The following is a 21,659-nucleotide window of genomic DNA, read 5'->3' on the forward strand; positions in this document are numbered from 1 at the left end:
CTCTAGCGTGATAGAATTACTGGGTTTATTAACAATAAAACGTCATATTGATATTGTCTCTGTGAGCAATTTTAATCCATGAATATCATTACCGGCGTTATCACACAAGGATACTGTTATGGGTTTTATGACCGGCAAGCGCATTCTGATCACTGGCGTCGCCAGTAAACTCTCCATCGCTTATGGCGTTGCAAAAGCAATGCATGACCAGGGAGCTGAGCTGGCTTTCACTTATCAAAATGACAAGTTGAAACCTCGTGTTGAAGAATTTGCTGCTTCCCTAAATTCTACTATCGTTCTGCCTTGCGATGTAGCTGAAGACGAAAGCATTGAAGTCCTGTTCACCGAACTGAGCAAAATTTGGCCGAAATTCGATGGTTTTGTTCACTCCATTGGCTTTGCACCTGCTGATCAACTGGATGGTAACTATGTCAGTTCCGTTACCCGCGAAGGCTTTAGAATCGCGCACGACATCAGCTCTTACAGCTTTGTTGCTATGGCAAAAACTTGCCGTGAAATGCTGAACCCAAATTCTGCTTTACTGACTCTCACCTACCTGGGAGCAGAGCGCTCAATCCCTAACTATAATGTAATGGGTCTGGCAAAAGCATCTCTGGAAGCTAACGTCCGTTATATGGCTAACGCCATGGGCGCTGAAGGTATTCGTGTTAACGGTATCTCTGCCGGGCCTATCCGTACTTTGGCTGCGTCTGGCATCAAAGATTTCCGTAAAATGCTGGCTCACTGTGAATCCGTTAACCCAATTCGCCGCACTGTAACAACTGAAGATGTTGGTAACGCTGCGGCATTCTTGTGCTCGGATCTGTCCGGCGGTATTACCGGTGAAATCCTGCATGTTGACGGTGGTTTCAGCATTGCCGCAATGAATGAACTGGAATTGAAATAATCTGATTAATAATCAGTAACTTTTAATTCATAAGGCCAAGGCCCGAAGAGCCTGTTTTTCGGGCCTTTTATTTATCAATAAAATAAATAGATTAATCACTTCATTAAATCATCACTAATAGGTAAAAATTAATTTTAAATCAAAATATAAAAAACAATTGGAAAGAATTATTAAAACCTTTGTAATTAAAGAGTTAAACGATATTACCTTATAATTGTTTTACCGAAATAAAAAATATCATCTTGTTTCCTTGCACTAATCAGTAATATGTCCTTTAATATAATCAACAACTTAATTTCATAAAATCGATTATCAGTACAATATTTCTATTTCAATATTTTATTTTTATTATCATTTTAATCTTTTAGGTTTAATATTATATTTCATGCTTTTATACAATTTAGTGACATTTATTATTTTAGCAAGGTGCATAAAATGAAAAATGATTTTTTAATTATATCCAATATGTTTAAATCAATTACCAATATAAAATTGCCAGAATGCCTGAAAAATCATGATCTATCCCAAGAAATTGCAGCTTCTTGGAATGAATTTAGTGGATCATTATATCACTGGCCATCAGCATTGGAGGATTATGAATATGCATATAATTCCGATGAACAAGATATTGATAGAATTATTAAAAATATACACAAAGCAACAACCTATTTAGGTTCACTTAGCAGTGGCTATTTAGGCCATGGTTATATTGCCAGAGTCAATCATGCATTGAAAGAAATTGAATCAGATTTTAGTAAGCTAGAAAATTTCATCTCGAAATTACCACAACCATTTGAAATATCTCAAATTTATTTTGAAAGCAAGAAAAGTTTTGCAGAAAAAACACATATAAAAATACAACAATTATTAAAGAATATTCCCGATGGAGAAGATAAAAAACAAATATATAAACTCTCTTTATTGATGGAAGAAATCACTTTAAACATATCAGATGTTTCATTTAGCCTTAGAAATATAAACAATTCAGTCAATAAGCTTAATGGACAAATCAGAGCAATTAATAATATTTACAATGAGTTAGTCGAAAACTTTAATGAAGAGAATAAAAAAGATATTTTTACAAGAAACTATAGGCAATGCATGGTCTATTTTAGTGATTTTACAAATAAATTCAATTTATTTTCCTATGATTACAAATCATTTAGAAAAAATAATATATTAATTATATTATAATCAATATAAAATGAATTTTTGCAACTATCAATAATCTCTATTATTTATTCCGTATAATATCATCAGTTGTAAAATATGCTATATAACAGTATAAGAAAGCACTCATCACGATATGATCAGACCACCGGATATCTATTCAATCATTAATTTGCTATAACATATACCCTATGAATTTCAAGATGCATCGCGACGGCAAGGGAGTGAATCCCCGGGAGCATAGATAACGATGTGACCGGGGTGAGCGAGTGCAGCCAACAAAGAGGCAACTTGAAAGATGACGGGTATATTTCCATATGCCGTGGTAGTATGTATCAAGGCTATGACAATGCCTTACTGAGTTCCTTTGTCCTATTATATCTATACCCTATGGATTTCAAGATGCATCGCGGCGGCAAGGGAGCGAATCCCCGGGAGCATAGAGAACTATGTGACCGGGGTGAGTGAGTGCAGCCAACAAAGAAGCAACTTGAAAGATAACGGGTATATTACCGAAAATTTTTAAGGAGCTATACATGAAACTTTATTACCAACCTGGAGCTTGTTCTCTATCACCCCACATCATACTTCGTGAAGCAGGACTTGATTTCAGCGTGATTAAAGTTGATCTGAAAACTAAAAAAACGGAGAACGGCGACAATTTTTTCGCAATCAATCCAAAAGGCCAGATACCCACTCTCCTGCTAGATAACAATGAGATCCTCACCGAAGGAGCTGTTATTGTCCAATATATTGCCGACCAGAAACCGGACAAAAAATTAATTGCACCAGCCGGAACGATGGAACGATATCATCAACTTGAATGGCTTAGTCATATTTCCAGTGAAATCCATAAAGGATTTTCCCCTCTGTTTTTACCAGGAACACCAGAAAATTATCGTCCTGTTGCTATTAATAATCTACTTAGAAGATTCAAGTATATCGATGAAGTATTAGCAAAACAGCCATACATTGCCGGGGAGCATTTTACTGTTGCTGACGCTTACTTATTCACTCTCAGTAATTGGGCACCTTTAGTGCAATTGGATCTATCTGATCTGATTCATCTTAAAGCTTATCAAGAGAGGATTGCAGAACGTCCAAATGTTCGTGATGCACTGAAAGCTGAAGGGTTAATTTGATTTACGGATAAAAGAACCGTTCCACATGACATCGGTGGAACGGTTAAATATCTTAATCTAATTGTTTAATCTAATTGTGTCGCACAGAATTTATGACCAGGTGCCACCATTCTGTCCTGAGCAGCCACAATTTGTAATTCGTATTCGCCCATATCTTTGGTTGTTACCATCACTTCATAAACCGCAGCAGCGACATGTTCGAGAGCAGTTTGTAAAGACTCGCCTTTTAATAGATTAACCAATAACAAGCCGCTGGTTAAATCACCAACACCAACTGGCTGGCGTTCGCCAAAATCCACCAAAGGCCGACTTACATGCCAGCTATGTTCTTTAGTCACTAATAGCATTTCAAAACGATCAGTCTGATAACCAGCGCGACTAAGGTGTTTAACCAGTACAATATCCGGCCCTTTATCACATAGTGTTCGAGCAGCCATAACAGCCTGTTCTACATTAGTCACTTTCTGCATACTGAGTGTTTCAAGCTCCAGCAAATTTGGCGCAATGATATCACTTACAGGAAGGGCATCTTTACACAAAAATTCAGCCACCCCAGGCACAACAATACAACCTTTTTCTGGGTGGCCCATAACGGGATCACAGAAATACCAAGCATCAGGATTCACCGCTTTTACCCGTTTTACTATATCGATAATATGGCCCCCTTGCTCCGCTGAACCGATATATCCACTCAGTACTGCATGGCAAGATTTGAGCTGTTCAATTTCTTCTATGCCCTGAACGATTTCTGTAAGATGGTTAGCTGGCATAACACACCCTTTCCATTGAGCATATTGGGTGTGATTTGAAAACTGTACTGTATTCAACGGCCATACGTTTACCCCCATCCGACGCATAGGGAATTCCGCAGCGCTGTTGCCAGCGTGACCAAAAACAACATGAGATTGAATTGAAAGGATATTTTTCACAATGACGGCCTATATTTTTATTCTGGCTTCTGTTTATAAGATTAAAGTCATGGTAAGAAAAAGGACAACATTTGTTGCCCCATCATAATGCAATATTAGTTATTTCCAGCAGATCAAACAATCGTGTTTTTTACCACGACGCAACAGGGTGTAACGATCAAACAGACGGTTACTGTCAGTAAACAGGTATTCAGGCTCAGATTGTTTTTCACCATTAATTGCGACAGCGTTGGAACTGATCATCGTACGCGCCTGACCACGAGAAGGTACCAACCCGGCATTAACCAAAGCTTGTTGCAAATCTGCCCCTTTTTCCAACTCAATTACTGGCATACCATCCTGCGCCAATTGAGCAAAATCCGCTTCGGTCAAATCAGCAGCAGCTCCAGAGAATAAACTTTCTGTAATCCGTTTAGCGGCTGCTAACCCCTCTTCACCATGCACCATACCGGTGACTTGTTCTGCCAACACGTACTGAGCACGAGGAGCTTTACCACTATTTTTATCTTCTTCTTCCAAAGCATCAATATCTTCAAGATTCATAAAGGTAAAGAATTTCAGGAAACGATAAACATCAGCATCCGCAGTGTTAATCCAAAATTGATAGAATTTGTATGGGCTGGTTTTCTTCGGATCTAACCAAACAGCGCCACCTTCTGTCTTACCAAATTTAGTGCCATCAGATTTCGTGATCAATGGAACGGTCATGCCAAATACTTGTTTCTGGTTGATACGACGCGTTAGATCAATACCAGAAGTAATATTCCCCCACTGGTCAGAACCACCAATCTGTAACTCAACACCATGTACTTCATTCAGGCGAGCAAAGTCATAGGATTGCAGTAGATTATAAGAAAACTCAGTGAAAGAGATACCCACATCATCACGGTTCAAACGCTGTTTAACCGCCTCTTTGTTAATCATCTGATTAACTGAGAAATGTTTGCCGATATCACGCAGGAAAGTCAGAACATCCATGTTGCCAAACCAATCATAATTATTGGCTGTTTTAGCACTATTTTCGCCACAATCAAAATCGAGGAAAGGTGAAACTTGTCTACGAATTTTCTCCACCCACTCTTTAACGGTAGCTTCAGTATTCAATTTACGTTCAGTGGCTTTGAAACTTGGATCACCAATCAGACCCGTAGCTCCACCAACTAACGCCACGGGTTTATGCCCGGCTAGCTGGAATCGCTTTAAACACAGCAAGGGAACCAGATGCCCCAAATGCAAGCTGTCAGCGGTCGGATCGAAACCACAATAGAGGGAGACAGGACCCTGCGCCAGTCTCTCCGCTAACGCATTCTCATCCGTCACCTGGGCAATGAGGCCCCGCTCTTGCAGTTGTTTTATCAGGTTATTGCTAGACATTAATGACTCCATCAATTTGTGTATTTTGTCTGTGTGTATACCCGTCATCTTTCAAGTTGCCTCTTTGTTGGCTGCACTCGCTCACCCCGGTCACATCGTTATCTATGCTCCCGGGGATTCGCTCCCTTGCCGTCGCGATGCATCTTGAAATCCATAGGGTATAAATCGCGATTTAAAAAGAGTGCGGCATAGGATAAAACGCCAATACTATAAGTGCTAGTACTAAAAATGATAATCCACGATTTATGGTGCAAGCCTGTCAATATGCCAGCTATCGCCTTGCCGTTGATAAATAAACCGGTCATGGAGCCGGTTTGCACCACCTTGCCAAAATTCAACAGAATCAAAGGTCACTTTGAATCCCCCCCAAAAGCTAGGTAAAGGCACCTCACCATTCAAGAATTTCTGTTTCAATTCAAGGAACTTCCCTTCTAAAACACCGCGTGCAGAAATACGGGAAGATTGTTGTGATGCCCATGCAGCAATCTGGCTATCTCTAGGACGACTATGGAAATATTTCACCACTTCAATAGGAGAAAGACGTTCTGCTTTACCAAGAAAAGAGACTTGCCTTTCCATAGGATACCAAGGGAAATGGAGGCTGATTTTATTATTGTGCGCCAAATGTTTTGCTTTCCGGCTGCCTAAATTTGTATAAAAAATCAGACTATTTGTATCAAAATGCTTCAATAACACAATACGTTGATACGGTTGACCATTCTCATCGACCGTCGCTATAGACATTGCTGTGGGATCACTCAACTTAGCGTCACATGCTTGATTAAGCCAACGCTCAAAAAGTTCGATGGGTTCTTCAGTCAAATCCTTACGTCTTAACCCACCACGAATATATTCACGGCGTAATTCTGCAACATCAAATTCATTATGTTCTGACATTAACGTAACTCTGTTTATGACTCACTAAATACCCGATAGCTTATCATTGTTATTGATTAATAACAGGATAAATCGCGCCTAAAATAGTTTCAGTACTCGCACCGGTAACAGAGGGTAAATTCCCTGGCACACCTGACATTGTACGGAATGCTAACCAAGCAAATGCCAGTGCTTCCATATCATCACCGCTTAAGCCATATTTATCTGTCGGGCAAACCTCCGTCCCCGGTAATAAGGCAGAAAGTCGACTCATTATCTGCGGGTTACGTGCGCCACCACCACAAACCAACAGACGTTCACATCCACCACTCAACATAATTTGTTGTGATACAGATGCTGCTGTCAGCTCGGCCAGCGTTGCCTGAACATCGACAGGAGATATGTCAGGAAAGTTAACTAATTGAGCCTCCAACCAACTCATATTGAAATACTCCCGGCCTGTGCTTTTAGGGGCTGGTCGTGAAAAATAGTGATCAGAAAGCATTTGTCCGAGCAATTTGTTATTAACAACACCTTCTCGTGCCCATTGCGCATCTTTATCATAAGGTTTTTTCTGATGACGCCATACCCAACTATCCATCAGCATATTACCCGGACCTGTGTCATACCCTTTGACAGGTGATCCAGGTAATAGCGCCGTTATATTGGCAATACCACCGATATTGAGAATTATCCTTCGTTCTATCGAATGGCCTAATACGGCGAAATGAAAAACTGGAACTAATGGCGCACCCTGCCCACCATACGCCATATCCCTCCGACGAAAATCGCCAACCACAGTTATCCCAGCCAAAGCTGCAATACGGTTATTGTCGCCAAGTTGCATAGTGAAAGGTGTATGACTATCTGGCTCATGCCAAACGGTTTGCCCATGACATCCCACAGCAGTAATATCACTTGTGGTTAACCCTGTTTTAATCAGTAAGCCTTGTACAGCTTCAGCGAATAAAGAACCAAGTTCATAATCCAACCGACCAATTTCCGATAATGTCGTTTGCTGCCCTTGACAGACTGCGAGAATTTTCTGTTTTAATTCGTATGGGAATGGATGCGAATAACTGGCTTGCTGAGCAACAACTTTATCATTGATTGCGGCAAGCACCACATCAACGCCATCCAGACTTGTACCCGACATTACACCAATATAACGACCTGACTTCATAACCATTTAATTTGCCTTCCTGCTTAGAATCTGTCTTGATAAAATCAGAAACCACGCCAATAACTATAAAGCGCAGTGGTTTTGGCTGTATATGACTAATAGACAAACGAAGGAATAAAACCTGAGTTTTGGAAACAACTTCACAAAAAATGCTGAATTTTTCATTAATAGCTATTTCTTTTAAAAATCTCTATTGACGTTTAATATATGTTTAGCACTAGATTGCTAATGTACTGATATTCTATTTGAATAAACTTTTTATTACTTATTGCCAATGCCGGTTGTTAGCCTGATTGCCCAATGAGCTATCAGATTTCCGCAGTCAGGCATCAAAATTAGGAGTTACTATGTTTAAGCACTTTTTAGTTAGCGCGGTTGCCGTTGCTTCATTATCAGGCTGTGTCAACACCGATTCTCTTTCTGGTGATACTTACACTGCTGGACAAGCTAAGCAAGTCCAAACTGTCTCTTACGGCACAGTTGTTTCTGTTCGTCCTATCAATATTCAGGCGAGCAGCAATGAGAATGTATTAGGCGCAATTGGTGGTGCAGTTCTAGGAGGCCTTGTTGGTAATACTATTGGTGGTGGCAGTGGCAACACATTAGCAACTGCCGCGGGTGCGATTGCCGGTGGTGTCGCGGGCCAAAATGTTCAGGGAGCTCTTAACACAACTAAAGGTGTAGAACTCGAAATTCGTCGTGACAGTGGTGAAAGCATCATTGTTGTTCAAAAACAAGGCAAAACACTCTTTCATAAAGGCCAACGTGTAAGAATCGCAGGCCAAGGTAGTAATATTACTGTTTCACCTCGACAATAAGATATAGATAAGAAAACCGTGACTTCATTTTAGTAAGTCGCGGTCTTCTTTCATCCGGTTAGCATTTCATGGATATCGTCATTACTATCTATTTTGTAATTGGATAATATTTTGCTCTAACTTCTGAACTAAAGTGGAAAGAAAAGCAAGTTCCTCGCGTGAAATACCTCCCAGAATCTCATTTCTTGTGGATTCAATAACACCATCTAACTCCCTAATAACTGATGCAGAATCTTCAGTTAGCTTGATTCTCTTTGCACGACGATCATTGGCACAAGTATGCCGGGTGATAAGTTTTTTTTCCTCAAGCTGATCTAATGTCCTGACTAAAGATGGTTGCTCGATACCGATAGCTTTCGCCAACTGTATCTGAGATTGCTCCTGAGGTAACCGGCTAATATTGTATAACGTTACCCAATGAGTCTGAGTTAATTCTAACGGCTTTAAACGATAGTCAATTAAAGCACGCCAAATACGAACTAACCGTGCCAGATCTGATCCCAATGTAGATTCCAATTGTCCCTCCTTAAATAACTAGCCTACTAAACATAACAGCCAAATTTTTCTAAATCAGGCTAACTAGCCTTAAAAAGTATATATAACTTCTGTATAATCACAGTAAATTCTTAGTAACTAACTAATTCAGGTAACTATAACCAAGAATAACTAAACTTAATTTAAACTCAGAACAAACAATTAACATACAATATTTTTACCATAAAAACTATCAGAACTACGAATACAGACAAGCAGAAACCAATAAATATCATTCAATACTTTATTCAAAGTACTATAAGAATAGCTGTCATCTAAATGCTAAGCTATCTATTTTTACATTAATGTTGTTTTTATTTTACATTTATCACACAATCAAGCTTAAAATTCCATTTAAAACATAAGGTTATGAAAAAATCAAATAAGCTCACTTAGCCTGTCCGTTAATCAAGAAATAAAAAAATAACAAACAAAATACTTAAAATTATAGTAGAACATTTATAACTTTGCCAAAAATATAACCCTATATAAGTAAATCATTGAATTGTTAATCCCAATAACCTCAAAAATCGATAATTAAAACAGTGATGGCTGTTCAGGTGGTTCTTCATCTATCTGATTTTGTGCTCTCAATGCACGTAAATATCTTTGCCGGCACAGTCGCAATACTTCACGCTTTTGCCCATCTGACATTTTCATCCAATTAAATCTTTCTTCCCGGCTGCGATAACACCCCAGACAAAAACCCCGCTCATTCGCCTGACAAATTCCTCGACAAGGACTGGGAATAGCAAAAAACTCTAGTTGCTCAGCCATCACATCCCGTTTCCTATACAATTCACATACTATATTTAATTATAAACCTAGATAAGAATAAATTATAATTATGGACAAATTGAACTGTAACCGTAAGACACGTTATAGTTAGTGGTTTTTGTGCGATCTACCGCACAAAAATATTGGTAAAACCATTAAATTAGAGGTAATTATGCGTTTACTCCATACCATGATCCGTGTTGGTGATCTACAACGCTCCATTAATTTTTACACTGAAGTGTTAGGAATGCGCCTGTTGCGCACCAGTGAAAACACCGAATATAAATACTCACTCGCCTTCGTTGGCTACGCTGATGAAAGCGAAGGAGCAGTAATCGAGTTGACCTATAATTGGGGAGTTGACCATTACGAAATGGGAAATGCCTTTGGTCACATCGCATTAGGTGTTGATAATGTCGCAGCCACTTGCGAATCTATTCGCAAAGCAGGTGGTAACATTACCCGTGAAGCGGGTCCTGTAAAAGGCGGAACAACCATTATTGCTTTCGTTGAAGATCCAGATGGCTACAAAATTGAACTTATTGAAAACAAAAATGCCCGCAACGCTCTGGGTAACTCAATCTGATGTCTGACAAAAAAGAGCCAAACGTCCTTAGTGGACGTTTTAGAGGTTATTACCCTGTTGTTATTGATGTTGAAACTGGCGGTTTTAATGCCAAAACAGATGCATTACTTGAAATTGCCGCCGTTACACTGGAGATGGATGGTGAAGGTTGGCTAACGCCTGGCGAATCACTTCACTTCCATATTGAGCCATTTGAAGGAGCCAACCTTGAACCAGCAGCCCTGGAATTCACCGGCATTGATCCATTAAATCCGCTACGTGGAGCAGTGAGCGAATATGAAGCTCTGCACGCTATTTTTAAAATGGTTCGTAAAGGGATAAAAAATAATCATTGTAATCGAGCAATTATCGTTGCTCACAATGCTAACTTCGATCACAGCTTTGTTATGGCTGCCGCGGAACGCACCGGACTAAAACGAAATCCGTTTCATCCGTTTGCAACTTTTGACACCGCTGCTTTAGGTGGTCTGGTGTTAGGACAAACAATCTTAGCAAAAGCCTGCATCACAGCCGGTATCCCATTCGATAATAATCAGGCTCACAGTGCCTTATATGATACTGATCGTACCGCTGAATTATTCTGTGAAATGGTCAACCGTTGGAAACAACTTGGTGGCTGGCCATTAGCAACAACAGCAGAAAAAACTGGATAAATAGCTGAACGGCTAGATTAATATAATCAAACCTAAACAATAATCCCCCCATATATCAACATGTGGGGGGATAGCATAATCATCTATACCCGTTATCTTTCAAGTTGCCTCTTTGTTGGCTGCACTCACTCACCCCGGTCACATAGTTATCTATGCTCCCGGAGATTCACTCCCTTGCCGTCGCGATCCATCTTGAAATCCATAGGGTATATAAATAATTAAAAAATTACTCTTTCGCGTTTTCGTCCTGAGAACGATATTTATCAGCAGTTTCTTTGATTAATGTTTGTAACTCACCACGCTGATACATTTCAATGATAATATCGCATCCACCTATCAACTCACCTTCCACCCAAAGCTGAGGAAAAGTTGGCCAATTAGCATATTTTGGCAATTCTGCACGAATATCTGGATTTTGCAAAATATCTACGTAAGCAAAACGTTCACCACACGCAGATAAAGCCTGAACCGCCTGCGCGGAAAAGCCACAATTTGGCAATTTAGGAGAACCTTTCATATACAATAAAATCGGGTTTTCTTTAATTTGGCGCTCAATCTTCTCTATAGTCGTCGTCATTTTTATTTCCTTTAAACCAACAGTCTGTTGATAACCAACATCGTCACAATATTGCGGAGAATACCATTTTCTCTCACTAATATGTATCCTGATCTCTTCGTATCCTGACACAGATGACATCATTTTCACGGTTATTTATTGTAGAGGTTGTTAAGATGACAGACACAACGGCGGCAGAAAAACAAAGAGCAGATAAAGAGACTATCTGCCCAATTTCCTTTCAACGTAAAACCCAATTTTTAAATCATCTAACCCGTTCAAAACATCAGGCAAAGATCAAGCAAAGAGCGGCAAAAATGGCAATCATCACCAACGTGCTGACAGCAGTAAATAAACCAAGCTTCAAATCGGTATTCATAGAGCCTCCTCAGAATAAAAAGTTTATAACGACAAAAACCAGTCTATTGAGATGGTTAATTGCACTTACATAAGGAAAAGTATAAATAGCGATTACCACACATTTTATAACACTGATTATTGCTTCCAGTTTTGAGCCAGATCAGACAAAATCCAGGATTTATCGCTAACTTATTGCCAGTCCTTCGATGTAAAGGGCTAGAAAGCGATTAACAAAGCGTTTTAAATTTAGACCAAAAGGTCAGGAGTCTTTCACCTCATGGCAACGATCAAAGATGTGGCTAAGCACGCTGGCGTCTCAACCACCACCGTATCCCATGTTATTAATAAAACCCGCTTCGTCGCTGAAGATACTAAAGCTGCTGTTTGGACTGCTATTAAAGCACTGAATTATTCACCCAGTGCCGTTGCCCGCAGTCTGAAAGTTAACCACACAAAATCGATCGGATTACTGGCAACGTCCAGTGAAGCCCCCTATTTTGCTGAAGTCATTGAGGCTGTTGAAAACAGTTGTTATAGCAAAGGCTATACGCTGATTTTATGTAACTCACACAATAACATTGATAAACAGAAAGCCTATCTAGCCATGCTGGCACAAAAACGTGTGGATGGACTGCTAATTATGTGTTCAGAATACCCGGAACAGTTGTTGGGAATGTTGGAAGATTATCGCAATATTCCAATGGTCGTCATGGATTGGGGACAGGCCAGAAGCGATTTCACCGATACTATTATCGATAATGCATTCCACGGCGGTTATCTAGCTGGTCGTTATCTTATCGAACGTGGTCATCGTGATATTGGTGCGATCCCCGGCCCTCTGGCACGAAATACCGGCGGTGGCCGTCATCAAGGATTCTTAAAGGCGTTAAAAGAAGCCAACATTCCGATCAGAGAAGAATGGGTTATTCAGGGGGATTTTGAACCAGAATCGGGCTATAAAGCCATGCATCAAATCTTGAATCAAAAACAGCGCCCGACTGCGGTTTTCTGCGGCGGAGATGTTATGGCTATGGGGGCGATTTGTGCTGCTGATGAATTAGGATTACGCGTCCCACAGGATATTTCTGTCATCGGTTATGACAATATACGCAACGCTCGTTATTTCTCTCCGGCATTGACCACCATTCATCAGCCAAAAGAACGACTGGGGCAGATGGCCTTTTCCATGTTGCTGGACAGAATAATCAATAAACGTGAAGATGCACAAACTATTGAAGTACATCCACGCTTGGTTGAGCGACGTTCTGTCGTGGATGGGCCATTTATCGACTATCGTCGTTAATTCGTTTTATTCATCTTGAAGCCATTCAGCATTAAGAGTTTCACTATCGCCAAGATAGTCAAGCAGCCAACTTAATGCTGGAGAATGGCTGTTTTGAACCCATGCCAAACAACATGGACTGTCTGGTAAAGGCTGTTCTAATTCCAGCACGGTTAGTTTATTCTGTCGAATAAGCGGCATTGCCCTATGCTTAGGCACCATTCCTACACATAACCCTTCGTTTAGACAAGACAGACCGGACTCCCAATCAGGAACCACCAACCGGCGCTGATTATCCAGATTCCAGGTGTCACGCTTCGGTAAATTACGGGATGTATCTTCAAGGCACAAACTTGGATAAGGCCGCATTTGATCATCAGATAACGGACCCGGCAACTGGGTCAGCGCATGGTCAGCGCTAACCACACATAACCAGGGCATAAACCCCATATCTCGGAAACTATACCTTTCCCCGACTGGAGCCGCCCGGGTTGCACCAATTGCAACATCAACTCGACTATTCACCAGCGCATCCCACACACCATTAAACACTTCCTGATGAATAAAAAGTTCTATATCAGGAAAATGGTGGTAGAAATCAAGAATAAGCTGGCGACTACGTTCTGGTTTGACAACGAGATCAATAGCAATACTAAATTGCCCTCTCCAGCCGTTTGCAACTTGTTGACACTGGTGACGAGTATCAATCATTTTTTTGATAACAGAGCGAGCTTCTTTGATAAAAATAGCGCCTGCCTCAGTTAATTCTACATCCCGATGACGACGCTCAAACAACGAAACAGCAAGCCACTCTTCCAGTTGTCTTACGGTATAACTGATCGCAGAAGGGACACGGTGAAGCTCTGATGCAGCGGCACTAAAGCTGCCTGTTCTGGCAACCGCATCCACAACTTCAAGTGAATATTCTGACCACATAATTTTACCTTTCAATTTTTTTCACAACACTATGCAAATATTACCATTTCACAAGTAAAAATCACGACGTATAGAATATGTGTCAATATCGTTATCTACCTTACCCTATGGATTTCAAGATGGATCGCGACGGCAAGGGAGTGAATCCCCGGGAGCATAGATAACGATGTGACCGGGGTGAGCGAGTGCAGCCAACAAAGAGGCAACTTGAAAGATGACGGGTATATCACTGCAAATTATTTCAATCATGACATCCAAAGAGAGTAATCAAATGAAAAACTCAAGTCAGTTCATGTTCTACCTTGCAGGCTTGAGTATGCTAGGTTATCTGGCTATTGATATGTATCTGCCAGCATTCGGTGCCATGCAACAAGAATTAGGTACATCGGCAAACGCAATTAGTGCCAGCCTGAGTATCTTTCTTGCAGGTTTCGCCTTTGCGCAACTTTTGTGGGGACCTCTTTCAGATCGCTTTGGCAGAAAGCCGATTATCATCACCGGGCTATCCCTGTTTTCTATTGGCTGTCTGGGGATGATGTGGGTAACAGACGCCACCCAACTTTTAGTTTTGCGTTTTATTCAAGCCATAGGTGTTTGTTCAGCCGCCGTCTCATGGCAAGCATTAGTTATTGATCGTTACGATTCCAATCGTACCAAACGTGTTTTTGCCACGATTATGCCCCTGGTTGCGCTCTCCCCTGCCCTAGCGCCTTTAATGGGAGCATGGCTGTTACAACATGGCGGCTGGCGCATAATTTTCCTAGTCTTACTGACAATTACATTATTACTGTTGTTTTTTACTCTGTTCTTGCAAGAAAATCGCAAAAACCGTGAAACTCAAGCGCAAACAAATAATGTCTCTTTCCTTACGCTATTAAAATCACCGCTATTTAGTGGCAATGTTCTGATATTTGCATCATGCAGCGCCGGCTTTTTTGCCTGGTTAACAGGCTCACCTTCGATTCTCGGTGAGATGGGATATACCCCAGATGACATCGGTCTGAGTTATATCCCTCAAACGCTGGCCTTTATCGTTGGAGGTTATGGATGCCGCAGTATTTTAGCCAAAATAAAAAGTGATATTATTTTCCCTTATCTGTTAATTGGCTATGCTGTCAGTATGATTGTGCTCTATTTAATGGCAAAATTTAGCGAGCCAACGCTATTCACCATTTTGGTACCTTTTTGCTTTATGGCTGCGATGAATGGTGCGTTATACCCAATTGCAGTAGCAAACGCTTTATCCGCTTATCCACAAGACAGTGGGAAAGCTACTGCATTACAAAACACGCTTCAATTAGGGCTCTGTTTTATTGCCAGCCTGATTGTATCAGCATTTATCAGCAATCCTCTCATATCCACAACCACTGTCATGGTTTCTACCGTTGTTCCAATGACATTAGGATATTTTATGCAGTGGAAAAAAAACGCTGATCGCCACACTCACATAATTGAACAAAATTCTTGATATTAATCAAATTGCTATCTCAATAAAGGCTGCCAATTACTAATTAATCGCAGCCTTTATTTATTAATTGATAAAACAATTTTACGCTTTTATACTCAATATGTTCCCTATTATAAATAACCTGGAATTTGAGGTTTTCAGGAGCAATGACTGCCCTCATTAAACTTATGGATTAGTCATCTTTAAGGTTTTTTACTTTGATTCTTTGTTATTTTTTGCATTTTGCGTCTTAGCATCCTGCTTTGCTAGCTAAAACGAGCTCCTCAATATTCCATCACCCTAACGTTGGAGAGTATATGAGTTCATCCTGTATTGAAAACCCGAAAACAGCCATTAACTCCTGGCAGAGAATTACCAATGAGATGCTAGAAGAAGCAGGTATTCAAATTAATGGTCACAATCCTTATGATATCCAGATAAAAAACCCTAATTTCTATAAAAGAGTTTTACAACAAGGTTCGATGGGATTAGGTGAAAGTTATATGGATGGCTGGTGGGATTGTGAGCGGTTGGATATTTTCTTTTATCGCGTTTTACGCGCTGGATTAGAAAATAAAATGCCTAATAATTTCAAAGATACGCTGAGAATCGCAATAACCCGCTTACGTAATCTGCAAACGCCAAAACGGTCATGGATTGTCGGTCATCAACATTATGATTTAGGAAATGATCTTTTTACCCGTATGCTTGACCCTTATATGCAATATTCCTGCGGATACTGGAAACAAGCTGAAACACTGGAACAAGCTCAGCTTGATAAGTTGAAACTCATCTGCGAGAAATTAGCACTCTCTCCAGGTATGACTCTGCTGGATATTGGCTGTGGTTGGGGTGGGCTATCGGCTTATGCTGCTAAAAATTATGGTGTTTCCGTAACAGGTATCACTGTTTCAGCCGAACAACAGAAATATGCACAGAATCAATGTACCAATCTGGATGTAAAGATCATTTTGAAAGACTATCGGGATTTACATGAACAGTTCGACAAAATTGTTTCTGTCGGTATGTTTGAACATGTTGGACCTAAAAATTATGCAACTTACTTCGACGTTGTTCAAAGAAACCTAAAACCTGATGGCTTATTCCTGCTACATACTATTGGTTCCAACAAAGCTAAAGTCAGTGCTGACCCGTGGATCAGCAAATATATTTTTCCTAATGGCTGCCTGCCTTCTATTGAGCAAATAGCCCACACCAGCAAAAGCCGTTTTGTTATGGAAGATTGGCATAACTTTGGCGCAGATTATGACCGCACATTGATGGCCTGGCATGAAAGATTTATTGCCTGCTGGCCTGAAATAGAAAATAACTATAGTCCAACATTTAAACGCATGTTTAGCTATTATCTAAATGCCTGTGCAGGTGCATTTCGTGCTCGCGATATCCAATTGTGGCAAATCATATTCAGTCTAAAAGGTATTGAAGGCGGGTTACGAGTAGCCCGATAATTAACCAAAAGCTACAGGTTTCCACTGTAGCTTTTAGTCAATACAGCATATCCATTTCTAACTCTAAATAATAAAAGGAAAATTTCTATTGCCATTTCAATATGACAAAACCATTTAACTACACTTAGAATAGGTGGTCTTTAATAAAAGACAGATCTATTTATCACTAACGGAAATCATTCACATAACCATTATCAAAGAAGACTGTTTGATCAAATGCTATTTTTCCACCAGAAAATATCAAATCTAAATGATGACTCCCTTTTACACCACCACCCAAACCAAGATGTAAACCAGGATGTCGTTCTTCAAAACCAGCATTTCTGCCATAAAGCGCTTTCACCCCCATATTAGTCCCAATACCAAACTCTTCAACAATTCGGTTTCCGTGATTATGGTTTAGGTATAAATTAAAATCCTGACTAAATTCATCATTTTCACAATCAAACCCAATAATTTCACCCTCTTTTATATTTATAGTCATCATATCATTGACAACCCCATACTTTATGGCAAAGGGTGCCGTACTCAAAAAAGTGCCACTAAAGCTGACACTACCGTTAAGGCTCTTTATATGGCTTGCTATTTCCCCAGGAATAACATCAATATTTCCACTACCATCAATGGAAGTCCACTTATGGCCTTTTTCTAAATAACCTACAATCGAGTTCCCTTTATTAACAGATTTCTTCCATGATTCAGTAATAAAGCTTCTTATTTTGGTTAGATATTCTGGCCCTTGTGGAGAGGCATTCTTTAATGTTGATGATGCGTAAAGAAAAATAAACAAATCACAATCAGATATTTTTTGTTTTATATCGTCCGGTGATGTTTTTTCTAAAAAAGCAAAATCAGACTTTACATCGAAACGCTTCTTATGCACATGCATCTTTTGCGCAATATCGCTATGCTCAGTATCAGATCCGATAAATATTTTTATACATTCATCATTTCTTACTTTATCCGAAATTGCGGGATGGTGTGATAAACAACCATACATATTTTCAAGACTTTTATCCATGAGGATAATCCTGTTTATTTCTAAGTAAGGGGCGACTCCCCTTACTTATATATTATATCCGTTATCTTTCAAGTTGCCTCTTTGTTGGCTGCACTCACCTGCCGTCGCGATGCATCTTGAAATCCATAGGGTATATTATTTATAAAGAACCTTAATTATAAAAAACCGTTAAGGCCAAAGTGCGGTACCAAAAGGTACAACAGCTTGTGCATTCATCATTTCAACAGCATCATCGTGTGTAGGTTCTTCAAGCCATTCATCTAACTCAATCGGGTTTTCCATAAAAAAGTAGCCTCTAAAAATATCATCACGGGGATTAACCTGCACTTTACGAGAAAGAGCATTAACACAATAATAACAATATTAATTATGTTAGTTAACATTATATACAAAACACTGCAACGCAAATCACAAAAAGGAGCATTGATGAGTTCAATACTCCCTTTTAGCACACGGTTAATTCTGTTCGAAAGCGACAATCGGAGTCCGCCTATCGCTCCTCATTTATTGCGCATTCTTCCATGAATGTCTCCGGTTGCTGAGAGACAACCTGTTCCCGCTCTTTCTGAGCAAGAACACGCTCCACAGTATCAACAATCGCTTGAGTTTGTGAGTCAATCTCAATATTAACCCTCTGACCAAGACGTTTCTTACCTAATGTCGTACGTTCCAGTGTTTCAGGAATAAGGTGAACGCAAAAACGATTATTAACCACATCGCCAATTGTCAGGCTAATTCCGTCGATGCCTATAAATCCTTTATGCAAGATATATTTCATTAATTGCTTATCATGGATACGGAACCAGATTTGATGATTATTTTCTGAAGTGAAAATTTTAGCTATCTCAGCAACCGTGATGATATGACCGGACATCAAATGTCCACCAATTTCATCCCCAAATTTAGCTGCCCGCTCCAGGTTCACGTAATCCCCTGGCTGTAAATCACCAAGATTAGTCAGACGTAGAGTCTCTTTCATCAAGTCGAAACTAATCTCATCGCCTTCTATTTTGGTTACCGTCAGACAACAACCGTTATTGGCAACTGACGCCCCTGTTTCAATACCTGGCAATAATTCAGCCGGGAATTTAACAACATGAGTCCGAAAATGACTTTTTTCATCAATAGCAACCAAGGGTGCTTTTCCCTGAACGATGCCCGTAAACATAGAAGAACCTCTTAATGATTGTGTATAATTATTAATTAGTTTATACCCGTCATCTTTCAAGTTGCCTCTTTGTTGGCTGCGCTCGCTCACCCCGGTCACATCGTTATCTATGCTCCCGGGGATTCACTCCCTTGCCGCCGCGATGCATCTTGAAATCCATAGGGTATATATCAAGTTGTCATTGATCAATACAACCTGATCATTTGAATATAAACTCAGCATTATTATTGCAATATAGTATTAAATAGATACAATACTCCGGTTAGTAAGCGGTTGATTTTTCGAAAATCGTTTCTTATATACAGATGTCTTTCTTAATATTTTCCACTTTAATAAAAAAGGTGTAATGCGTGCAGAAGTATTTAAAAGAAGCGCGTAGTTTGCTCGCTCTTGGGATTCCCGTCATTATTGCTCAATTTTCACAAACTGCAATGGGGGTTGTGGACACCGTTATGGCGGGTAGCGTCAGTGCAACAGATATGTCCGCGGTTGCTGTTGGCACCTCGATCTGGCTGCCCGTTATCTTATTTGGTTACGGCTTACTATTAGCTTTACCACCCATTATTGCGCAAATGAACGGTTCTGGTCGCAGGAATCTCATTGCTAACCAAACTCAGCAAGGATTCTGGCTGGCGATTTTTCTCTCCATTATCATTATTGCTATTCTATACAACAGCAAGTTCCTGATTGACAGGCAACACAATATAGATCCACTTTTGGCAGAAAAAGCAGTGGGATTTATCCACGCAATAATGTGGGGTGCGCCGGGCTATCTGTTTTATCAGGTACTGCGTAATCAATGTGAAGGTTTATCAAAAACCAAACCAGGCATGGTAATTAGTTTTTTAGGATTATTGATTAATATTCCGATTAACTACATATTCATTTATGGTAAATTTGGCGCACCCGCTTTAGGTGGTGTCGGCTGTGGTGTTGCTACCGCCAGCGTTTACTGGGTCATGTTCCTATTAATGCGTTGGTATGTGAAACGTGCATCATCACAAAGGGATATCCGCCCTAAACATCGCTTCGCCGCACCAGAATGGCATATTTTGAAACGCATTTCAGCTCTCGGCTTGCCTATTGCGATGGCAGTATTTTTCGAAATTACGTTATTTGCCATAGTGGCATTACTGATCTCTCCTTTAGGCGTTACTGCTGTTGCAGGGCACCAAATTGCACAAAATTTTAGTTCATTAATGTTTATGTTCCCAATATCTTTGGCCGCAGCAACCACTATCCGCGTTGGCTATAATTTGGGGAAAAAATCTATCGAGAATGCCCGGATATCAGCCTATACCGGAATTATGGTTGGTTTGGTATTTGCTTGTTTAACCGCAACCTTTTCCATCCTTCTGCGAGAGCCGATCGCCTTGATGTATAACGACAATCCTGAAGTTATCACCATGGCATCACATCTGATGCTATTTGCCGCGCTTTACCAATTATCTGATGCCATACAAGTGGTAGGGGCTGGTGTTTTACGTGGATATAAAGATACGCGTTCTATCTTTTATATCACTTTTATCGCTTTCTGGATTCTGGGGCTACCAAGCGGTTATATCCTGGGATTAACCGACTATATTGTACCCGCTATGGGGCCACAAGGGTTCTGGATCGGCTTTATTATTGGCCTGACTGCATCAGCAGTAATGATATTCGCCCGTATTTCATGGACACAAAAACAACCAGATGAGGTAATTTTACAACATTCAACCCGCTAATTTACTTTACTATAAAGCCGGGGATGAATACTTAACTGGTGGAATAAACGACAAACCCACTGTGGCAGATGCAAATACGAACAGTTGAACAATAATTTGTATTATTCCCCTTGCCAGAAGGCTAACTCGCCGTTAATATTCGTCCCCGTTGTCACCAATGCAATTTAGATTGCGTCCGTAGCTCAGTTGGTTAGAGCACCACCTTGACATGGTGGGGGTCGGTGGTTCGAGTCCACTCGGACGCACCAATTGCGTAGTGACCACACCGGTTTACAGTGCGTCCGTAGCTCAGTTGGTTAGAGCACCACCTTGACATGGTGGGGGTCGGTGGTTCGAGTCCACTCGGACGCACCAAGTCTACAGATGGATCTTCCTGTTTTTATTATCTCTTCTCTTGGTTTTGCTTAATTTATTTCCCACGTCAAAATACACTGTTGTTTGTTTACAGACAGTTTGCGCAATGCGCGATAATTCTTCTCTGTTAAGATCTGCATCATTTTTCCAGTTTACCGTTATAATTAATTCATATACACCCGTCATTCCGCACCGTATTTCTGATTTAAAAATAATGTGATCTTACACAGGTTTTTTGTATTGATGACATCGGTGGGGTTGACGGTAATCGCCAATTTTGATCTATTACTTTTATTTGCCGGAAAGCGAATATGTCCACACCCATACCTGCCATTAAACGTCTCGATCATCTTGGCCTTATCGCCGCTTTTTGTCATGAAGCCGGTTTACCCC

At 40.3% G+C, this 21,659-nt stretch carries 23 protein-coding genes and 2 tRNA genes; 15 read left to right on the top strand and 10 right to left on the bottom strand.

Translation table 11 applies throughout. The annotated features are described in order from the left end of the window. The first annotated feature begins 118 nt into the window (after positions 1-118). The 4 genes from fabI to gstA all read left to right on the top strand — a co-directional run bounded on the left by fabI (position 119) and on the right by gstA (position 3,219). Complete coding sequence (gene fabI, locus AAC155_RS20410) at positions 119-907, top strand: enoyl-ACP reductase FabI (protein WP_011146814.1); 789 nt, start codon at positions 119-121, stop codon at positions 905-907. A gap of 435 nt (positions 908-1,342) precedes the next feature. After that, positions 1,343-2,101: a hypothetical protein gene (locus AAC155_RS20415; RefSeq protein WP_113043929.1), complete on the top strand. Its 759-nt coding sequence runs from the start codon at positions 1,343-1,345 to the stop codon at positions 2,099-2,101. Between the two features lie 343 nt (positions 2,102-2,444). Continuing rightward, the gene (locus AAC155_RS20420; RefSeq protein ID WP_158536610.1) at positions 2,445-2,603 is read left to right on the top strand and encodes a hypothetical protein; all 159 of its coding nucleotides are present in this window, start codon (positions 2,445-2,447) and stop codon (positions 2,601-2,603) included. A gap of 10 nt (positions 2,604-2,613) precedes the next feature. Beyond that, positions 2,614-3,219 (top strand): glutathione transferase GstA, encoded by a 606-nt coding sequence (gene gstA / locus AAC155_RS20425; RefSeq protein ID WP_113043930.1) that lies wholly within the window; start codon positions 2,614-2,616, stop codon positions 3,217-3,219. A 65-nt stretch (positions 3,220-3,284) separates the two neighbouring features. Here gstA and pdxY read toward each other — a convergent pair whose 3' ends face one another. From pdxY to anmK, 4 genes are all read right to left on the bottom strand, one after another. After that, on the bottom strand, positions 3,285-4,148 hold the full coding sequence (pdxY, locus tag AAC155_RS20430; protein WP_113043931.1) for a pyridoxal kinase PdxY: 864 nt from the start codon (positions 4,146-4,148) through the stop codon (positions 3,285-3,287). 99 nt (positions 4,149-4,247) lie between these two features. After that, the gene (gene tyrS / locus AAC155_RS20435) at positions 4,248-5,522 is read right to left on the bottom strand and encodes a tyrosine--tRNA ligase (RefSeq protein ID WP_112875785.1); all 1,275 of its coding nucleotides are present in this window, start codon (positions 5,520-5,522) and stop codon (positions 4,248-4,250) included. A gap of 243 nt (positions 5,523-5,765) precedes the next feature. Then, positions 5,766-6,419, bottom strand: coding sequence for a pyridoxamine 5'-phosphate oxidase (gene pdxH, locus AAC155_RS20440; RefSeq protein WP_113043932.1), 654 nt, complete (start codon positions 6,417-6,419; stop codon positions 5,766-5,768). A 49-nt stretch (positions 6,420-6,468) separates the two neighbouring features. Continuing rightward, positions 6,469-7,581 (bottom strand): anhydro-N-acetylmuramic acid kinase, encoded by a 1,113-nt coding sequence (gene anmK / locus AAC155_RS20445; RefSeq protein WP_113043942.1) that lies wholly within the window; start codon positions 7,579-7,581, stop codon positions 6,469-6,471. Positions 7,582-7,928: 347 nt separating this feature from the next. On the opposite strand from anmK, the gene AAC155_RS20450 reads away from it, so the two are divergent. Next, positions 7,929-8,399: an outer membrane lipoprotein gene (locus tag AAC155_RS20450; protein ID WP_112893930.1), complete on the top strand. Its 471-nt coding sequence runs from the start codon at positions 7,929-7,931 to the stop codon at positions 8,397-8,399. Positions 8,400-8,483: 84 nt separating this feature from the next. Here the strand turns inward: AAC155_RS20450 and slyA are convergent, their stop codons facing one another. Beyond that, positions 8,484-8,915 (bottom strand): transcriptional regulator SlyA, encoded by a 432-nt coding sequence (gene slyA / locus AAC155_RS20455; RefSeq protein ID WP_112875782.1) that lies wholly within the window; start codon positions 8,913-8,915, stop codon positions 8,484-8,486. Between the two features lie 555 nt (positions 8,916-9,470). Continuing rightward, complete coding sequence (locus AAC155_RS20460; protein WP_112875781.1) at positions 9,471-9,710, bottom strand: DUF1289 domain-containing protein; 240 nt, start codon at positions 9,708-9,710, stop codon at positions 9,471-9,473. Positions 9,711-9,882: 172 nt separating this feature from the next. On the opposite strand from AAC155_RS20460, the gene gloA reads away from it, so the two are divergent. Together gloA and rnt are read left to right on the top strand one after the other, a co-directional pair. Next, entirely contained in the window at positions 9,883-10,296 is a 414-nt protein-coding gene (gloA, locus tag AAC155_RS20465) for a lactoylglutathione lyase (protein WP_113043933.1), read from the top strand. After that, entirely contained in the window at positions 10,296-10,949 is a 654-nt protein-coding gene (gene rnt / locus AAC155_RS20470; RefSeq protein ID WP_112875779.1) for a ribonuclease T, read from the top strand. The genes gloA and rnt overlap by 1 nt, the downstream gene beginning before the upstream one ends. A gap of 226 nt (positions 10,950-11,175) precedes the next feature. Here the strand turns inward: rnt and AAC155_RS20475 are convergent, their stop codons facing one another. After that, complete coding sequence (locus tag AAC155_RS20475; protein WP_112893932.1) at positions 11,176-11,526, bottom strand: Grx4 family monothiol glutaredoxin; 351 nt, start codon at positions 11,524-11,526, stop codon at positions 11,176-11,178. Between the two features lie 155 nt (positions 11,527-11,681). Here AAC155_RS20475 and AAC155_RS20480 point away from each other — a divergent pair, with 155 nt between their 5' ends. Continuing rightward, entirely contained in the window at positions 11,682-11,957 is a 276-nt protein-coding gene (locus AAC155_RS20480; RefSeq protein WP_113043934.1) for a hypothetical protein, read from the top strand. A 185-nt stretch (positions 11,958-12,142) separates the two neighbouring features. Further along, positions 12,143-13,168, top strand: a complete 1,026-nt coding sequence (gene purR / locus AAC155_RS20485; protein WP_112875776.1) for an HTH-type transcriptional repressor PurR — start codon at positions 12,143-12,145, stop codon at positions 13,166-13,168. Between the two features lie 6 nt (positions 13,169-13,174). Here purR and punR read toward each other — a convergent pair whose 3' ends face one another. After that, entirely contained in the window at positions 13,175-14,083 is a 909-nt protein-coding gene (punR, locus tag AAC155_RS20490; RefSeq protein WP_113043935.1) for a DNA-binding transcriptional activator PunR, read from the bottom strand. A 271-nt stretch (positions 14,084-14,354) separates the two neighbouring features. On the opposite strand from punR, the gene punC reads away from it, so the two are divergent. Together punC and cfa are read left to right on the top strand one after the other, a co-directional pair. Beyond that, positions 14,355-15,551 carry a purine nucleoside transporter PunC gene (gene punC, locus AAC155_RS20495; RefSeq protein WP_113043936.1) on the top strand — a complete coding sequence of 399 codons (1,197 nt, stop codon included), beginning with the start codon at positions 14,355-14,357 and terminating at the stop codon, positions 15,549-15,551. Positions 15,552-15,847: 296 nt separating this feature from the next. After that, the gene (gene cfa / locus AAC155_RS20500) at positions 15,848-16,999 is read left to right on the top strand and encodes a cyclopropane fatty acyl phospholipid synthase (protein WP_113043937.1); all 1,152 of its coding nucleotides are present in this window, start codon (positions 15,848-15,850) and stop codon (positions 16,997-16,999) included. Positions 17,000-17,165: 166 nt separating this feature from the next. Here cfa and AAC155_RS20505 read toward each other — a convergent pair whose 3' ends face one another. Continuing rightward, positions 17,166-18,020 (bottom strand): leucyl aminopeptidase, encoded by an 855-nt coding sequence (locus AAC155_RS20505; RefSeq protein WP_113043938.1) that lies wholly within the window; start codon positions 18,018-18,020, stop codon positions 17,166-17,168. Between the two features lie 490 nt (positions 18,021-18,510). Next, the gene (locus tag AAC155_RS20510; RefSeq protein WP_113043939.1) at positions 18,511-19,188 is read right to left on the bottom strand and encodes a riboflavin synthase subunit alpha; all 678 of its coding nucleotides are present in this window, start codon (positions 19,186-19,188) and stop codon (positions 18,511-18,513) included. Between the two features lie 350 nt (positions 19,189-19,538). On the opposite strand from AAC155_RS20510, the gene AAC155_RS20515 reads away from it, so the two are divergent. From AAC155_RS20515 to AAC155_RS20530, 4 genes are all read left to right on the top strand, one after another. Next, complete coding sequence (locus AAC155_RS20515) at positions 19,539-20,912, top strand: MATE family efflux transporter (RefSeq protein ID WP_113043940.1); 1,374 nt, start codon at positions 19,539-19,541, stop codon at positions 20,910-20,912. Between the two features lie 171 nt (positions 20,913-21,083). After that, positions 21,084-21,160: transfer RNA gene (locus AAC155_RS20520), tRNA-Val, on the top strand. Between the two features lie 29 nt (positions 21,161-21,189). Next, a tRNA-Val gene (locus tag AAC155_RS20525) sits at positions 21,190-21,266 on the top strand. 311 nt (positions 21,267-21,577) lie between these two features. Further along, on the top strand, positions 21,578-21,659 hold an 82-nt coding region (locus AAC155_RS20530), incomplete at its 3' end, for a DUF4277 domain-containing protein (RefSeq protein ID WP_223121420.1).

This window comes from Photorhabdus sp. HUG-39 (assembly GCF_963878365.1).
Taxonomy (GTDB): Bacteria; Pseudomonadota; Gammaproteobacteria; order Enterobacterales; family Enterobacteriaceae; genus Photorhabdus; species Photorhabdus kayaii.

Coding starts and splice junctions, on each gene's coding strand:
- fabI (WP_011146814.1), top strand. CDS start 119: ATGGGTTTTATGACCGGCAAGCGCATTCTGATCACTGGCGTCGCCAGT.
- AAC155_RS20415 (WP_113043929.1), top strand. CDS start 1,343: ATGAAAAATGATTTTTTAATTATATCCAATATGTTTAAATCAATTACC.
- gstA (WP_113043930.1), top strand. CDS start 2,614: ATGAAACTTTATTACCAACCTGGAGCTTGTTCTCTATCACCCCACATC.
- tyrS (WP_112875785.1), bottom strand. CDS start 5,522: ATGTCTAGCAATAACCTGATAAAACAACTGCAAGAGCGGGGCCTCATT.
- pdxH (WP_113043932.1), bottom strand. CDS start 6,419: ATGTCAGAACATAATGAATTTGATGTTGCAGAATTACGCCGTGAATAT.
- anmK (WP_113043942.1), bottom strand. CDS start 7,581: ATGAAGTCAGGTCGTTATATTGGTGTAATGTCGGGTACAAGTCTGGAT.
- AAC155_RS20450 (WP_112893930.1), top strand. CDS start 7,929: ATGTTTAAGCACTTTTTAGTTAGCGCGGTTGCCGTTGCTTCATTATCA.
- AAC155_RS20460 (WP_112875781.1), bottom strand. CDS start 9,710: ATGGCTGAGCAACTAGAGTTTTTTGCTATTCCCAGTCCTTGTCGAGGA.
- gloA (WP_113043933.1), top strand. CDS start 9,883: ATGCGTTTACTCCATACCATGATCCGTGTTGGTGATCTACAACGCTCC.
- rnt (WP_112875779.1), top strand. CDS start 10,296: ATGTCTGACAAAAAAGAGCCAAACGTCCTTAGTGGACGTTTTAGAGGT.
- AAC155_RS20475 (WP_112893932.1), bottom strand. CDS start 11,526: ATGACGACGACTATAGAGAAGATTGAGCGCCAAATTAAAGAAAACCCG.
- AAC155_RS20480 (WP_113043934.1), top strand. CDS start 11,682: ATGACAGACACAACGGCGGCAGAAAAACAAAGAGCAGATAAAGAGACT.
- purR (WP_112875776.1), top strand. CDS start 12,143: ATGGCAACGATCAAAGATGTGGCTAAGCACGCTGGCGTCTCAACCACC.
- punR (WP_113043935.1), bottom strand. CDS start 14,083: ATGTGGTCAGAATATTCACTTGAAGTTGTGGATGCGGTTGCCAGAACA.
- punC (WP_113043936.1), top strand. CDS start 14,355: ATGAAAAACTCAAGTCAGTTCATGTTCTACCTTGCAGGCTTGAGTATG.
- cfa (WP_113043937.1), top strand. CDS start 15,848: ATGAGTTCATCCTGTATTGAAAACCCGAAAACAGCCATTAACTCCTGG.
- AAC155_RS20505 (WP_113043938.1), bottom strand. CDS start 18,020: ATGGATAAAAGTCTTGAAAATATGTATGGTTGTTTATCACACCATCCC.
- AAC155_RS20510 (WP_113043939.1), bottom strand. CDS start 19,188: ATGTTTACGGGCATCGTTCAGGGAAAAGCACCCTTGGTTGCTATTGAT.